This is a genomic window from Paenibacillus sp. AGC31 (genome assembly GCF_057334655.1).
The window spans coordinates 530,011-543,571 of sequence record NZ_JBHFJH010000001.1 but is presented as its reverse complement, the minus strand read 5'-3'; the positions used below and the strand labels follow the sequence as shown (position 1 = coordinate 543,571).

General features: G+C 46.6%; 12 protein-coding genes, 16 tRNA genes and 2 rRNA genes. 28 read left to right on the top strand and 2 right to left on the bottom strand.

Translation table 11 applies throughout. The features are described from left to right. The 26 genes from ACE04G_RS02385 to yajC form a co-directional block, all read left to right on the top strand. Positions 1–179 (top strand): 23S ribosomal RNA (locus ACE04G_RS02385); the annotation flags it as partial. Positions 180–254: 75 nt separating this feature from the next. Continuing rightward, positions 255–371, top strand: a 5S ribosomal RNA gene (gene rrf, locus ACE04G_RS02380). 38 nt (positions 372–409) lie between these two features. Beyond that, positions 410–483: transfer RNA gene (locus tag ACE04G_RS02375), tRNA-Ile, on the top strand. Between the two features lie 34 nt (positions 484–517). Continuing rightward, positions 518–593 (top strand) — tRNA-Ala (locus tag ACE04G_RS02370). Between the two features lies 1 nt (position 594). Beyond that, positions 595–670: transfer RNA gene (locus ACE04G_RS02365), tRNA-Asn, on the top strand. 4 nt (positions 671–674) lie between these two features. Then, a tRNA-Glu gene (locus tag ACE04G_RS02360) sits at positions 675–746 on the top strand. 6 nt (positions 747–752) lie between these two features. Beyond that, positions 753–828: transfer RNA gene (locus ACE04G_RS02355), tRNA-Val, on the top strand. Positions 829–845: 17 nt separating this feature from the next. Beyond that, positions 846–919, top strand: a tRNA-Met gene (locus ACE04G_RS02350). Between the two features lie 27 nt (positions 920–946). Further along, positions 947–1,024, top strand: a tRNA-Asp gene (locus ACE04G_RS02345). Positions 1,025–1,041: 17 nt separating this feature from the next. Next, positions 1,042–1,117: transfer RNA gene (locus ACE04G_RS02340), tRNA-Phe, on the top strand. A 20-nt stretch (positions 1,118–1,137) separates the two neighbouring features. Further along, positions 1,138–1,213: transfer RNA gene (locus ACE04G_RS02335), tRNA-Thr, on the top strand. Between the two features lie 9 nt (positions 1,214–1,222). Beyond that, positions 1,223–1,308, top strand: a tRNA-Tyr gene (locus tag ACE04G_RS02330). A gap of 9 nt (positions 1,309–1,317) precedes the next feature. Further along, positions 1,318–1,393: transfer RNA gene (locus tag ACE04G_RS02325), tRNA-Lys, on the top strand. Between the two features lie 6 nt (positions 1,394–1,399). After that, positions 1,400–1,480, top strand: a tRNA-Leu gene (locus tag ACE04G_RS02320). A gap of 10 nt (positions 1,481–1,490) precedes the next feature. Further along, a tRNA-Gly gene (locus tag ACE04G_RS02315) sits at positions 1,491–1,565 on the top strand. 7 nt (positions 1,566–1,572) lie between these two features. Then, positions 1,573–1,649, top strand: a tRNA-Arg gene (locus ACE04G_RS02310). 16 nt (positions 1,650–1,665) lie between these two features. Beyond that, positions 1,666–1,744: transfer RNA gene (locus tag ACE04G_RS02305), tRNA-Leu, on the top strand. A gap of 7 nt (positions 1,745–1,751) precedes the next feature. Further along, positions 1,752–1,825, top strand: a tRNA-Pro gene (locus ACE04G_RS02300). Between the two features lie 203 nt (positions 1,826–2,028). Beyond that, on the top strand, positions 2,029–2,721 hold the full coding sequence (locus ACE04G_RS02295) for a BofC C-terminal domain-containing protein (RefSeq protein ID WP_449003410.1): 693 nt from the start codon (positions 2,029–2,031) through the stop codon (positions 2,719–2,721). A gap of 308 nt (positions 2,722–3,029) precedes the next feature. Next, positions 3,030–3,533, top strand: a complete 504-nt coding sequence (gene ruvC / locus ACE04G_RS02290; protein ID WP_017686765.1) for a crossover junction endodeoxyribonuclease RuvC — start codon at positions 3,030–3,032, stop codon at positions 3,531–3,533. Further along, complete coding sequence (gene ruvA, locus ACE04G_RS02285; protein WP_036616866.1) at positions 3,530–4,144, top strand: Holliday junction branch migration protein RuvA; 615 nt, start codon at positions 3,530–3,532, stop codon at positions 4,142–4,144. The genes ruvC and ruvA overlap by 4 nt, the downstream gene beginning before the upstream one ends. Positions 4,145–4,199: 55 nt before the next feature. Continuing rightward, on the top strand, positions 4,200–5,210 hold the full coding sequence (ruvB, locus tag ACE04G_RS02280) for a Holliday junction branch migration DNA helicase RuvB (protein ID WP_221824768.1): 1,011 nt from the start codon (positions 4,200–4,202) through the stop codon (positions 5,208–5,210). 91 nt (positions 5,211–5,301) lie between these two features. Continuing rightward, a complete protein-coding gene (locus tag ACE04G_RS02275; protein WP_221824767.1) occupies positions 5,302–7,389 on the top strand; it encodes a SpoIID/LytB domain-containing protein in 2,088 nt (695 codons plus the stop codon). Positions 7,390–7,395: 6 nt separating this feature from the next. Then, positions 7,396–8,424, top strand: a complete 1,029-nt coding sequence (gene queA, locus ACE04G_RS02270; RefSeq protein ID WP_221824766.1) for a tRNA preQ1(34) S-adenosylmethionine ribosyltransferase-isomerase QueA — start codon at positions 7,396–7,398, stop codon at positions 8,422–8,424. A gap of 43 nt (positions 8,425–8,467) precedes the next feature. After that, a complete protein-coding gene (tgt, locus tag ACE04G_RS02265) occupies positions 8,468–9,604 on the top strand; it encodes a tRNA guanosine(34) transglycosylase Tgt (protein WP_076212514.1) in 1,137 nt (378 codons plus the stop codon). Positions 9,605–9,671: 67 nt separating this feature from the next. Then, the gene (yajC, locus tag ACE04G_RS02260; RefSeq protein ID WP_145324035.1) at positions 9,672–9,986 is read left to right on the top strand and encodes a preprotein translocase subunit YajC; all 315 of its coding nucleotides are present in this window, start codon (positions 9,672–9,674) and stop codon (positions 9,984–9,986) included. A gap of 125 nt (positions 9,987–10,111) precedes the next feature. On the opposite strand, the gene ACE04G_RS02255 is transcribed toward yajC, so the two are convergent. After that, positions 10,112–10,504, bottom strand: coding sequence for a TIGR04086 family membrane protein (locus ACE04G_RS02255; RefSeq protein ID WP_017686772.1), 393 nt, complete (start codon positions 10,502–10,504; stop codon positions 10,112–10,114). A 227-nt stretch (positions 10,505–10,731) separates the two neighbouring features. Here ACE04G_RS02255 and ACE04G_RS02250 point away from each other — a divergent pair, with 227 nt between their 5' ends. After that, complete coding sequence (locus tag ACE04G_RS02250) at positions 10,732–11,451, top strand: YetF domain-containing protein (protein ID WP_221824799.1); 720 nt, start codon at positions 10,732–10,734, stop codon at positions 11,449–11,451. A gap of 7 nt (positions 11,452–11,458) precedes the next feature. On the opposite strand, the gene spoVB is transcribed toward ACE04G_RS02250, so the two are convergent. Then, positions 11,459–13,081 carry a stage V sporulation protein B gene (gene spoVB / locus ACE04G_RS02245; RefSeq protein ID WP_405130703.1) on the bottom strand — a complete coding sequence of 541 codons (1,623 nt, stop codon included), beginning with the start codon at positions 13,079–13,081 and terminating at the stop codon, positions 11,459–11,461. 227 nt (positions 13,082–13,308) lie between these two features. Between spoVB and ACE04G_RS02240 the strand changes: the two genes are divergently transcribed. After that, positions 13,309–13,548 carry a post-transcriptional regulator gene (locus ACE04G_RS02240; protein ID WP_036617497.1) on the top strand — a complete coding sequence of 80 codons (240 nt, stop codon included), beginning with the start codon at positions 13,309–13,311 and terminating at the stop codon, positions 13,546–13,548. Positions 13,549–13,561 lie beyond the last annotated feature (13 nt).

The window sequence follows — 13,561 nt, the reverse complement described above, 5'->3', positions numbered from 1 at the left end:
CGCTGGGTAGCTATGTACGGACGGGATAAACGCTGAAAGCATCTAAGCGTGAAGCCCCCCTCAAGATGAGATTTCCCAGTATGTAAGACCCCTTGAAGACGACGAGGTAGATAGGCTGGGGGTGGAAGTGCAGCAATGCATGGAGCTGACCAGTACTAATCGGTCGAGGGCTTATCCAATAGCAAGTTCTAAATCGCATGTTTCGTTTCGAATCTAGTTTTCAGAGAACAACACTCTGAAATGTAAGCTACGCGTTTGGTGGCGATGGCGGAGGGGTTCCACACGTACCCATCCCGAACACGACCGTTAAGCCCTCTAGCGCCGATGGTACTTGGACCGCAGGGTCCTGGGAGAGTAGGACGCCGCCAAGCGAAACCCCATTGGGGTATTTTTTTTCGAAAATTGATAAGGGCCCTTAGCTCAGTTGGTTAGAGCGCACCTCTGATAAGGGTGAGGCCGGTGGTTCGAGTCCACCAGGGCCCATAGCAAGACCACAACAAGAAATACACCAGAGTATGGGGCCATAGCTCAGCTGGGAGAGCGCCTGCCTTGCAAGCAGGAGGTCAGCGGTTCGATCCCGCTTGGCTCCACCATTCCCTGATAGCTCAGTTGGTAGAGCACTCGACTGTTAATCGAGTTGTCACAGGTTCGAGCCCTGTTCGGGGAGCCAGTAAGGCCCGTTGGTCAAGGGGTTAAGACACCTCCCTTTCACGGAGGTAACAGGGGTTCGAATCCCCTACGGGTCATAATATGGAGGCTTAGCTCAGCTGGGAGAGCATCTGCCTTACAAGCAGAGGGTCGGGGGTTCGATCCCCTCAGCCTCCACCATATAAACTTTATAACGACGCGGGGTGGAGCAGCCCGGTAGCTCGTCGGGCTCATAACCCGAAGGCCGCAGGTTCAAATCCTGCCCCCGCAATTATACTTTCCTTTGAGAAAGTGATCTGGAACCGTGGTGTAGTTGGCCTAACATGCCTGCCTGTCACGCAGGAGATCGCGGGTTCGAATCCCGTCGGTTCCGCCATTTTTTTAATGTAGTAAGGCTCGGTAGCTCAGTCGGTAGAGCAGAGGACTGAAAATCCTCGTGTCGGCGGTTCGATTCCGTCCCGAGCCACCATTTATAACACTATGTAATACGCCGGTGTAGCTCAACTGGTAGAGCAACTGACTTGTAATCAGTAGGTTGGGGGTTCAAGTCCTCTCGCCGGCACCATGTAATCCTGGAGGATTAGCGAAGCGGCCAAACGCATCAGACTGTAAATCTGCTCCCGTACGGGTTCGGTGGTTCGAATCCATCATCCTCCACCAGTTTTCTATGAGTCATTAGCTCAGTTGGTAGAGCACCTGACTTTTAATCAGGGTGTCGAAGGTTCGAGCCCTTCATGACTCACCATTATATGCGCGTGTGGCGGAATTGGCAGACGCACTAGACTTAGGATCTAGCGTCTTTGACGTGGGGGTTCAAGTCCCTCCACGCGCATCCTTTATTTGCGGAAGTGGCTCAGCGGTAGAGCATCGCCTTGCCAAGGCGAGGGTCGCGGGTTCGATTCCCGTCTTCCGCTCCAATATTTTGCGCCCTTAGCTCAGCTGGATAGAGCGTTTGACTACGAATCAAAAGGCCGGGAGTTCGAATCTCTCAGGGCGCGCCATTATAACTTTAAATTTGCCGGCGTGGCGGAATGGCAGACGCGCTCGACTCAAAATCGAGTGGGAAACCGTGGAGGTTCGAGTCCTCTCGCCGGTATATATAACGGGATGTAGCTCAGCTTGGTAGAGCACCTGGTTTGGGACCAGGGGGTCGCATGTTCAAATCGTGTCATCCCGATCTCTAAAAACATTATCTATAATTAGATAGTGTTTTTTTATTTATCTATATATAAGATTCTATAAATGCAGGTTCCGGTATTCACTATGACAAATTCTCTAAGCTATCACATGCGTGATCCTTCTTCAGACGACAAGTTAGTTGTGCATAAAGCCTCGTTCTTTAGGTCACAATAGGTTTAAAAAGTGATAGAAGGGGTTCATGTGAACACGTTTAACTTCAGAAAACAATTCAAGAGACGCTGGCGACGGTGGAAACGAACAGTATGGATGACGGCGGCTTTACTTGCAGTTACGATATTGGCTTACAGTGGGTTGTCTATCTCATCGGCCATAGAGCGTTTATTGACAACTAATTTTAGTGAGGCAACCAGTGTGATGGGCCCTGTTACGCAGGAAACAAGATCAGAACAGGAGATTCAGGCGTTAGTAGAGCAACTTGATTCTGATCCGGATCATTTAACGAGTGTGGTTTTGGAGACACAGTACATCTGCGGAGTGGAGACAGAACAGTTAGGCAAGATGGCTAGACCGCAGTTGAAAATGCTGCTGGCTCAACATCCGGAATGGGATGCTACCGTTGGAACATCAGATGAGTTGCATTTGAAGCAACGTGTAGATGACCTTTCACCGCTATGTAAACAACAGGCTTATATCAGCATTGATGCTGTAGGGAACCTTAATTTGTACGAGGGCAAACCTGCAGAAGAGAAGGTTATTCGTACGTTCTTTCAGTTGGATGTTGGGACGTTGGAGAGTTCTTTGCCTGATGGGGTGCTGGAGCAACTTCAGCAGGGTATTCGGATTCAAGACAAGGATGAGTATGATAGCGTGATCTCTACGTTCAGTGACTATGCCGTGGATGAAGACCATCATTTAATCCGCAATGGCGGGTAATCCAAACGCCCTCACCTACAGTATTAAGATTGGGAATTACTGAAACGATGGTGGCAATAGCAATAACATTCGTGGTTTACGTAACCAAGCGATAGAATCCAAAATACGTGGAATGTGGTGAAGGACATCAAAGAGATGTCCTTTTTGTCGTTTGAACTGAAATACATGAAAATACGTATAAACATGTAAAAAATCCGCGAATAAAGACGAGTAGTTAGTTAGACAAAGTTTTTCCTGCCGCAGGGTCTATCTTTTGTTATAATGAAATGAACGATACATATGTTCGCTTTTGTGAGGGAGAGATGGTTTTGCGTTTTTTGGGAATTGACCCGGGGATAGCGATTGTTGGTTTTGGTTTTGTGGATAAAATCGGCAGTAAGGTGGTACCCGTACAATATGGATGTATTCAGACGGAAGCTCATACCCCTGAAGAGGAACGGTTGCTTCACGTATATGAAGGTATGGTGCAATTGATTGATAAGTACAAACCGGACGCAGTAGCGCTGGAGAAACTTTTTTTCAATCGGAACGTTACAACAGCGATGTCTGTCAGTCAGGCCAGAGGGGTCATGGTACTCGCTGCCGCACAGAAGGGTTTGCCTATTGCAGAGTATACGCCAATGCAGATCAAGCAGGCTGTTGTGGGGTACGGTAAAGCAGAGAAGAAGCAAGTACAGGAGATGGTCAAAATGTTCTTGCGTCTTCAGGTCGTTCCTAAGCCGGATGACGTAGCGGATGCATTGGCTGTAGCCGTGTGCCACGCACACTCTTATACATTAAATTCCAAGTTGAATGAGGTATTGCGAAAATGATTGATTTTCTAAGAGGACAGTTCATTCATGTAGAGAATGATTATATTGTGCTGGATGTTCATGGTGTAGGTTATCGCGTATTCTGTCCAAATCCATTTGCGTTTGCGAAGCAAGAAGGTGAAATTACCGTGTACACTCACCATCATGTGCGTGAGGATGCGATGCTGCTGTTTGGATTTGTTACACGGGATGAGCAGCGGTTGTTCCGTAAACTGATTGAAGTATCTGGTATCGGTCCAAAAGTAGCTCTGGGCATACTCGCTGGAGGTACACCAGAACATGTGGTTACAGCGATTTACCAGGAGAATCTGACGTTCTTAACCAAATTGCCAGGCATCGGCAAAAAGACTGCACAACGCATGATTCTGGATCTTAAGGATAAGCTGGATAGTTTTGGCGCGGCAGCGTATGCAACAGGTTTGTTCGCTCCTCCATCGGAAGAGTCGGGAAGTGGTTCAGCCTGGGATGAGGCACGTGAAGGTCTCAAGGCACTTGGGTATACTGACAGTGAGCTTGATAAAGTGTGGCTCAAATTGAAAAAGGATGTTACTACAGCAGATTCCGTTGATGTGTTGATGAAAAAGGCGCTGCAAATGCTGTTTACGGGATAATCCAAATTGCATATTATAATATAGCTGTAGCCTGCAAAAAAAGGTAGGGATGAACATGGATGATCGGATTATTTCCGCGAACCTGATGATGGAGGACCAAAATGTTGAGTTGAGTCTTCGTCCCCGGTATCTGAATGAGTATATCGGGCAGAATCAGGTGAAGGAAAATTTAAAGATATATATTGAAGCTGCCAAATTTCGTAATGAGGCATTGGATCACGTTTTGTTATATGGACCACCTGGACTTGGTAAAACAACACTTGCCAATATTATTGCCAACGAATTGGGTGTTAATTTACGAACCACGTCAGGCCCGGCTATTGAACGCCCGGGTGATCTTGCAGCATTGTTAACCAATCTGCAGGAAGGTGATGTCTTGTTTATTGATGAGATTCATCGTTTGCATCGTACGGTTGAAGAAGTCATGTACCCGGCTATGGAGGATTCGGCATTGGATATTATGATTGGTAAAGGTCCAAGTGCACGTTCCGTTCGGCTGGATCTGCCCTCATTCACTCTGATTGGGGCTACAACGCGTGCTGGCTTGCTGTCTGCTCCACTTCGAGACCGATTTGGTGTTATCAGTCGATTGGAATTCTATACGGTTGATGAGCTGGCTTATATCGTCTCACGCTCTACCGAAATTTTGGGTGTGGAGATTGTGGGAGATGCTGCGCAAGAGATTGCATTGCGCTCACGTGGGACACCGAGGATTGCGAACCGTTTGTTAAAACGAGTACGTGACTTTGCACAGGTGCGTGGTGATGGAATTATAACGCAGACACTGGCAGAAGAAGCGCTGCAACGTCTCCAGATTGATCCGCGTGGCCTGGATGAGATTGATCACAAAATGCTCAAATCGATGATCAACAGCTTCCGGGGAGGCCCGGTAGGGCTGGATACCATTGCTGCTACGATTGGTGAAGAAAGTCAGACGATAGAGGATGTCTATGAACCGTATCTGCTTCAGATTGGTATGATTCAGCGTACACCAAGGGGCAGGATCGTAACAGATCTCGCCTATCATCATTTGGGTCTACCTGTTCCACCAAGAGACGGTAAATAGTCGAATCTGTTGAACATTCATCATAAACATTGAAATAATCACTTGTTAACCCGATATAAAGTGGAAGAAATGCATGGAGAGGAGTCTGATTGTGGGAAAAGCAATACGAACGAAGAAGTGGAGTCGTCGATTGAAGGTACTGGCGGCAGCTCTTTTGACAGTAGGTTGTCTTCAAGTGCCTGCATATGCAGCAGGAAATGATGGACAGACGATCCGTGTAGCCATGTTTGCGAATCTGGGCAGTACGTATAAATCAACTACACCACTCATCACGCTTGAATCGACAGGACAATGGAGCATCCAATCGGAGAGCGGCGCATATGTAAACCTTCCGGCAGGACAGGTCCGTTTCAGTGCAGATGGATTCCGAGTAAAGGTGTTGGAAACAGCGGACTTTAAGGCAGCATCTGCAGCAGCAAAATTGTTGCAGGCAACCGCAGATAAACCGTTGCTGTTCACAACGTCTGTGAATGGAAATGCCATTTACCAGCTCTACACAGGCAACTATGCAACGGAGGCACTGGCAGGACAAGCTGTTACACGAGTACAAAAGGTAGCAGCAGCTCAATTGGCTGGTCAAAAGCCAACTGTAACGGGAAGTAAACGCCTGTCTGCTGGAACCTATGGTTCGATTCAGGAAGCAGAGGCAGCACAAGCCAACCTTTTATCAGCGGGGGTTAGTAGTGTCTATCCAGTCCTTCAACTGAGTGGAGGAAGCCAAGCCTATGCGGTATGGGTGGGTGAAGCTTCAACGGATGCGGAATTAACCGCATTGAAGAACAGTGTGGAAGCCAAAGCTCCAGGGGTAAGCCTTTCACCTGTCAACAATAGTGCAGGGCTCATCATCCGTCAGGATGCTGGATTAAGTACGGATGCACTGAAAACAGCTCCGCATTACACCATTGCAGGTACTGAATCCAAAGCATTGGTACAAGGGAATGACAATGGCATCAAAGTAGTGGAACGTTCCCAGCGAACGTATCGTGGAGATATGGAAATCAGCATCGTAAGTGGTGATCTGGCGTTGGTCAATGTCGTTCCACTGGAGCAATATCTGTACTCTGTCGTTGGGGCAGAGGTGTATTCCTCCTGGCCTGCTGAGGCTCTGAAAGTTCAAGCTGTAGCGGCTCGATCCTACGCGCTTCAACAGGGTGAACGTTTCAAAATTGCCAATGTCGTGGATACAACGCTCAGCCAAGCCTATAACGGGATTGGTTCGGAGAACGATAAAGTAACCAGCGCAGTGGATGCAACTACTGGAGAAGTGGTCAAGAGCGGTGGTAAAATCATCGAAGCTGTGTTCTCCTCCAATGCGGGTGGCCAGACGGCTCATCCTTCTGAGGTATGGAACGGTGGAGCAGGTGTTTTCACCAATGTAGTTAGCTCGGGTGATGCATCAGCCCAGGCAGGATTACATATGTGGTACCATGTGCTGCTCAGTTCAGGCGTTAGCGGGTACATTCGTGAGGACAACATCAAAGAATTAACGACCAAGACCAATGCGGGACTGGCAAAAGTGACGGTAACGGCTCAGAATACCAATGTGCGTTCCGTTCCGTTAATTCAATCCACCGTGGAACCTGTAGCCAAAATGAATCCAGGGAACGAAGCTGTTGTGTTGGCAAAAGTGGCTCAATCCAACGATTATGCCTGGGTGAGAGGACCTTTCACGTCTGCCCAGTTGGTTAAATCCCTTCAGGGCAAAACAACAGCATCTGTTCCTGCTTCAATCTCAACCTTGGAAGTAACCAAGCGTGGACCTTCCGGAAGAGCACTTGAAGTCACTGCCAATGGACAGGCTATGACGGTGAAATATGCCGATACATACCGCTCTGCGCTCGGTGGATTACCGAGTACTTTATTTGATATTGCAGGGACCGGAAGTTATACTGTATTAGGCGCTGACGGCAAAACAGCCAGTAAAACCGGCTCAAATGGTGCCTCTATATTGTCTTCTTCTGGCGCAGGAACATCATCCGGTAATGCACTTGTAGTTATGAGTGGTGATGGTCAAGCGAGAGCGGTAACGCAGGGTCAGACCTTCATGTTCATCGGTCAGGGCAATGGCCACGGATTGGGCTTGTCCCAATGGGGAGCCAAAGGCATGGCAGATGAAGGGTATGATTACCAGGCAATATTGAAACACTATTATCAAAATGCGACTATTGTTAAGGAATGAAACTAAATGAATGTGAACTTATATGATTTTGAATTACCAGAGCAGTTGATAGCACAGACGCCGTTGCTTGATCGCGCGGCATCCCGTTTGCTTACCTTGAACAAAGATAGCGGTGAGATTAATCATCAAACGTTTCCTGATATCATCGATTTTCTGAATCCCGGCGATACATTGATTCTGAATGATACACGTGTTCTACCAGCCCGTCTATTCGGTACAAAAGAAGATACCGGAGCAAAAGCGGAAGTGTTATTGCTCAAAAATGTGGAAGGTGACAAGTGGGAAGCACTGGTTAAGCCGGGTAAAAAGCTGAAAGCCGGTTCAGTCATCGTATTTGGTGAGGAACTCAAGGCAATCATTGAAGAAGAGGGCGAGATGGGGGCACGTACACTTACGTTTACGTATGATGGAATCTTCCAAGAGATTCTGGATCGTCTGGGTGAGATGCCGTTGCCACCTTATATCAAGGAGACATTGGATGACCGCGAACGGTATCAGACCGTGTATGCCAAGCATGAAGGATCGGCGGCTGCACCTACAGCAGGATTACATTTTACGGATGAGTTGTTGGATCAGATTCGTGCGAAAGGTGTTAATGTGGCCTTCATTACGCTTCATGTAGGACTGGGAACATTCAGACCGATGTCGGTTGACGTTGTTGAAGATCATGTCATGCATGAGGAGTATTACTCTTTGTCACAAGAAACGGCAGATCTGATTAACCAGACCAAAGAGAATGGACACCGTGTTTTTGCGGTTGGGACAACGAGCTGCCGGACTTTGGAAACGGTAGGCAGCAAATTTGAAAATGGCATACTGCAAGCGAGCAGCGGATGGACCAGCATTTTTATCTATCCGGGCTATTCCTTCAAAGTGATCGATGGGATGCTTACAAATTTTCATCTCCCGAAATCCACGTTGGTTATGTTGGTTAGTGCGCTAGCAGGCAGGGAACATATTATGCAGGCATATGAGGAAGCCATCCAAGAGAAATACCGGTTCTTCAGCTTCGGCGATGCCATGTTGATATATTAGTATAACGGTATAACGATTAACTTTTAGAGGATGATTAAAACCAATGGCAGCAATTACGTATGAACATATCAAAACTTGCAAACAATCCGGTGCACGTCTGGGACGTGTACATACACCTCACGGTGTTATTGAGACACCAACCTTTATGCCTGTAGGTACACAGGCGACTGTCAAAACAATGAGCCCTGAAGAGTTGAAAGAAATGGATGCTCAGATTATTTTGAGTAATACCTATCATCTGTTTCTGAGACCAGGACATGAAATCATCCGTGAAGCTGGCGGACTGCACAAATTCATGAACTGGGACCGTCCTATTCTGACGGACAGCGGCGGATTCCAAGTGTTTTCTCTCAGCGAGATGCGCAAAATTACGGAAGAAGGCGTTAACTTCCGTTCTCATCTGAATGGAGACAAGAAGTTCCTTTCTCCTGAAGTGGCGATGGAAATCCAGAATGCACTTGGCTCCGATATTATGATGGCTTTTGATGAATGCCCACCGTATCCGGCTGAATATGAATATGTAAAAAAATCACTCGAAAGAACAAGCCGCTGGGCAGAACGTTGTCTCGAAAGTCACGCTCGTCCGCATGACCAAGGTCTGTTTGCCATCGTACAGGGAGGCATGCATGAAGATCTTCGCCGTCAGAGCGCTGCAGATTTGACTTCCATGGATTTCCCGGGGTATGCTATTGGTGGACTGAGTGTTGGAGAACCGAAACATTTGATGTATGGTGTATTGGATTATACGTTACCTTTGTTGCCGTCCAATAAACCACGTTATTTGATGGGGGTAGGTTCGCCCGATGCGTTGATTGAGGGATCTATTCGTGGAGTGGACATGTTCGATTGTGTTCTGCCTACTCGGATTGCCCGTAACGGAACAACGATGACCAGCCAAGGACGTCTGGTAATTCGTAATGCCAAGTTTGCAACCGATTTTGGACCATTAGATCCTGAATGTGATTGCTACACTTGTCGCAACTATTCCAGAGCTTATCTGCGTCATTTGATCAAAGCAGATGAAACATTTGGCCTGCGTTTGACAACGATCCATAATCTTCATTTCTTGCAGAATTTGATGCGTAATGTACGTAAAGCCATTATGGAAGATCGTTTGCTTGATTTCCGGGATGAATTTTTCGATCAATATGGTCTTCATGACAATGACAAAGGTTTCTGATTGAGGTTTAAGGGAACTGGCGTAACAAGTAATATCTGTATGTATAGTCGATAAGGGGGAGTTTTGAATGTTTCAGGGAATGACTCTAGCAGGAGCACAAGCGGGCGGCGGAATTGTATCTTTGATCGTACCTTTGGTACTCATGGTTGCAATTTTCTACTTCTTGATGATTCGTCCACAGAACAAAAAGCAAAAGCAACGGAATTCCATGCTGAGCCAATTGAAAAAAGGCGATAAAATTGTAACGATTGGTGGCCTTCACGGTACGATCGCTGAGATTACGGACGATGTGGTTGTATTGCGTGTAAACGATGTAACTAAGCTTACGTTTGACCGTAATGCAATCAGCACGGCTGTAGCTCGTGACACGGCTGTTGAATAGTTACTGTAACATAGAATAACGAGGGTGCGTTTGTGGCGCATTCCCTAGTAGAGAACCGGACCTCCTTGGAGACCCGGTTCTCTTTTTTGATTTATGAGGGAAGGTCGATGTTCTTTACCAGTCAGCTAGGAGCGATGCGTATTAACACCGAACATGCCACCGAGAGCTGAAATGAAGAATGCGCTAAGCAGTTGTAAACTATCCTTCCAATTAAACGAAGCATCCAGCGCGAGAAATCCGATCAATAGCACAAGGAGTCCATATACAATTCCGGTAATGCCTCCGTAGTACCATCCTTTTTCACCAGAACGTTTGCCTGCCACAAAACCACCAACCAATAATGACAAGCCATGAACAACATAGGTATAGAGTGAGAGGTCCTGTTCCCGCATTCCGCTCATCCAGAGAAACAAAGAGAGTATTAATGCCCCGATAAACATCCATACAAAAGCCTGACAGAGGCCTGACAGAATCGGATTGGACACTCGAAACGAAACCAAGCGGCGGATCAATTGCATGAAGCAACCCCCTTGTACAAGTTATAAGTTAATACAGTGTATGGTCAAGCCTTTGGACTTATGAACTGAATTTCCATTAAATGAACGGATTATTTCTGCATGAGCATATAAGGTTCAGGTCAAAATAGGGATTGCACTACAGCTAACTGTAAAAAACTCAGTTTCGAAGGAGGACCCCTGTTGTGAACTTCCCAGATGTCGGATCACATATCTTTCGAACCATTCTCATGTACTTCCTTGTGTATTGTGCTATCCGGGTTATGGGCAAACGCGAGATAGGTAAGTTATCCATGTTTGATCTGGTCGTCTCAATTATGCTCGCTGAGATGGCTGCCTTTGTGATTGAAGATATAGATAAACCATTGTCTCATGGCATTGCACCTATGTTGACGGTTATCATCGTGCAAATCGGAATGGCCTTTGTCGGTTTGAAGAGTCGGAGACTCCGTTTGATGATTGATGGCAAACCTACCGTATTGATCTCCAAAGGAGTTCTTCATCGGGATGAGATGCGCAAACAGCGATATAACCTGGATGATCTGTTATTACAGCTCCGAGAACAAAATGTAGATAGTATTGGTGAGGTTGATTTCGCAATATTGGAGACCACAGGTAAGCTGACCGTTTTTCCTAAAGATCAAAATGCTTCTAATGGCAGCAGTAACAGTTCTACTGATTCTGACTCAGAAGGGTCTTCTTCCAGCAAATCCAAAACAGGAAAAAACCAAATCGATGGATTTCCAAATATCAAATATGAAGGTCTGCCGTTGCCTCTGATAATGGATGGTAAAGTCCAGGATCAGAATCTGGAGCTCATCCAGAAAACGAGATTTTGGCTAAAAAATCAGATCCAGCATAATGGCATTTTGGATTTCAAAGATGTATTTATATGCTCCATCGATCACAATGGCAAAGTGTATGTAAGTCCAAAAGATGATAAAAAATGAATGAATATCATTTGCCTGAACGACGTTTGAACCATGAACCAATAAAAGGAGCACGGGACAGATCATGAAAGTCAATCATTTTCGTCCAGCCCATGACGATGAAATAAACGATAAGCCCTACAAAAGGAGCAAGAAGCATCCTGACCCAAAAAGGCAGTATCATGACCGTCTCTTCGTATACCAGCAGGGTCGCTGCTCCCATGATAAACATTCCGGCAACCGTCTTGACCCAATCCATGATCTTAAAGCGGAATTGTAGCAGTTTACGTACGCTTTGGGCATGTAGTAGGGTAACCACAGTAGAATTTACACAGATAGCAATAACCGCACCGAAGATGCCATACTCGGGCCGGGAAGCGAGTGTTAAAATTAAGGTGATTTTGATAACCGCACCGATAAACGTATTCAGCAGTGCTTTACCTGGACGGTCAAGAGCTTGTAACGCAGCTTGAAGAGGAGCTTGAATATAAATGAACAACGCAAAAGGAGCCATTAGCTTCAGCATGCTTCCGATCGATGCATCATTATACAGAACAAGACACATCGGTTCGGCAAGCACATACATAAACACGGAAAACGGAGCACCTGTCACAAGTGCCAAGCGTAAGGCCTGATGCATTCTTTTGTGAATCAGAGCGCGATCTCCCTGAGCAGAAGCTTCGGACAGTGAAGGCACAAGTGATGTCGCGAGCGATGAGGTTAGTGCCCCCGGCAGCAGCAGCAAAGGAATAATCATACCTTGTAATGCACCATATTGTGCTGTAGCAAGTCCCTTGGATATGCCTGCCAGAGCCAGACTCTGGGCAGTAACAATAGTTTCGGCAAGATAGGATAAGGAGCCAACCAATCGGCCTGCTGTAACAGGAATAGAGATTGCAAGCAAACGCCGGATTAATCCGGGCTGTGGAGTACCCGTTTCTTTCAGAACTGAAGGTATTGGGTTTAAAGGTTTGGTTGTGAGATTGGGCATGTTCTGATGTTTGGCGAGCGGTAACTCTTTCTTCTGCCTGTTATACTTCCACAAGAGTACAAGCATACCGCCGAATTCTCCAACGAGTGCGCCCAGCATGGCACCAGCAGCAGCTTGGGCAATACCGTGGGGGAGGAGAAGCCAGGCAAACCAAATGACACAGACGATACGAATGATGGTTTCAACAATGGATGAAATGGCAGTAGGCATCATGTTTTGCTTACCTTGGAAATACCCTCTGTAGACAGCAGATACGGCGATAATAGCAATCATGGGGCTCATACTAACGAACGTATGGTACACCCGCTCATCTGTGAGCACGTACTTGGTAACCCAGGGTGCAAACAGGATGCACAAAAACATGAATACAACACCCAGAGTCAACGTAAAGCTTAAGCTTACTTGCAGGATTCGCTGAGGGGAATAACGATTGGCACCGGTATCAGCTTCGGCTACGAGCTTGGCTACGGCGAGCGGAATGCCACCCGTAATTAATGTCACCAGTACAATAAAAAAGGGATAGCTCAATTGGTAGATGCCAACACCTTCTGCACCAATGACTCGTGGCAGCGCAATGCGCGGAATGAAACCAAGTATTCGATTAATTATGCCTGCCGCGAGCAGGATCATGGCCCCCTGGATAAATGTCTGTTTCTTCAAGACTACCCCTCTTTCCCGGTTGAAAGTACAGGCTATCAACATAAACGGGACAAAGCCGTTGTTCTTCATCCTATGCCAGTCCTTTATCTTCTCATGACAACTTGGACACGATTAACAAAAAGAACCATAATCAGCAAGAAGGAATATGATCAGGCGAAGTCGAATCATGTAATATTGATGCCGCATAAAGGCTTGGATGTACGAAGGGAGGCTCCCCGTTGGAAGAAATGAATGATGTGGAGTTGGAACAGTCAATAGAGATGCTCTGCCGTAGCAAAGCGGAGGAATTAAGGCTTGTCGGTTACGAATATGTCACCAGCAAAGATGTCTGGAATTGCGTCAGTCATAAATATGAAAAACAGGGCATTCCACCGCTTCACCAGCTGGTGAACGACATTTTGTCACTGAAAGCAACAAGCTTTATGAACTTTATGACCGTGTCTGCATACCGGGGGTCCTCTTTCTAGACGAAAGGGATCT

What these genes read in the sequence shown, in the direction of transcription:
- ACE04G_RS02250 (WP_221824799.1), top strand. Translation starts at nt 10,732, where the DNA reads ATGTACTTCCTTGTGTATTGTGCTATCCGGGTTATGGGCAAACGCGAG.
- ACE04G_RS02255 (WP_017686772.1), bottom strand. Translation starts at nt 10,504, where the DNA reads ATGCAATTGATCCGCCGCTTGGTTTCGTTTCGAGTGTCCAATCCGATT.
- ACE04G_RS02240 (WP_036617497.1), top strand. Translation starts at nt 13,309, where the DNA reads ATGAATGATGTGGAGTTGGAACAGTCAATAGAGATGCTCTGCCGTAGC.
- tgt (WP_076212514.1), top strand. Translation starts at nt 8,468, where the DNA reads ATGGCAGCAATTACGTATGAACATATCAAAACTTGCAAACAATCCGGT.
- queA (WP_221824766.1), top strand. Translation starts at nt 7,396, where the DNA reads ATGAATGTGAACTTATATGATTTTGAATTACCAGAGCAGTTGATAGCA.
- ruvA (WP_036616866.1), top strand. Translation starts at nt 3,530, where the DNA reads ATGATTGATTTTCTAAGAGGACAGTTCATTCATGTAGAGAATGATTAT.
- ruvB (WP_221824768.1), top strand. Translation starts at nt 4,200, where the DNA reads ATGGATGATCGGATTATTTCCGCGAACCTGATGATGGAGGACCAAAAT.
- yajC (WP_145324035.1), top strand. Translation starts at nt 9,672, where the DNA reads ATGTTTCAGGGAATGACTCTAGCAGGAGCACAAGCGGGCGGCGGAATT.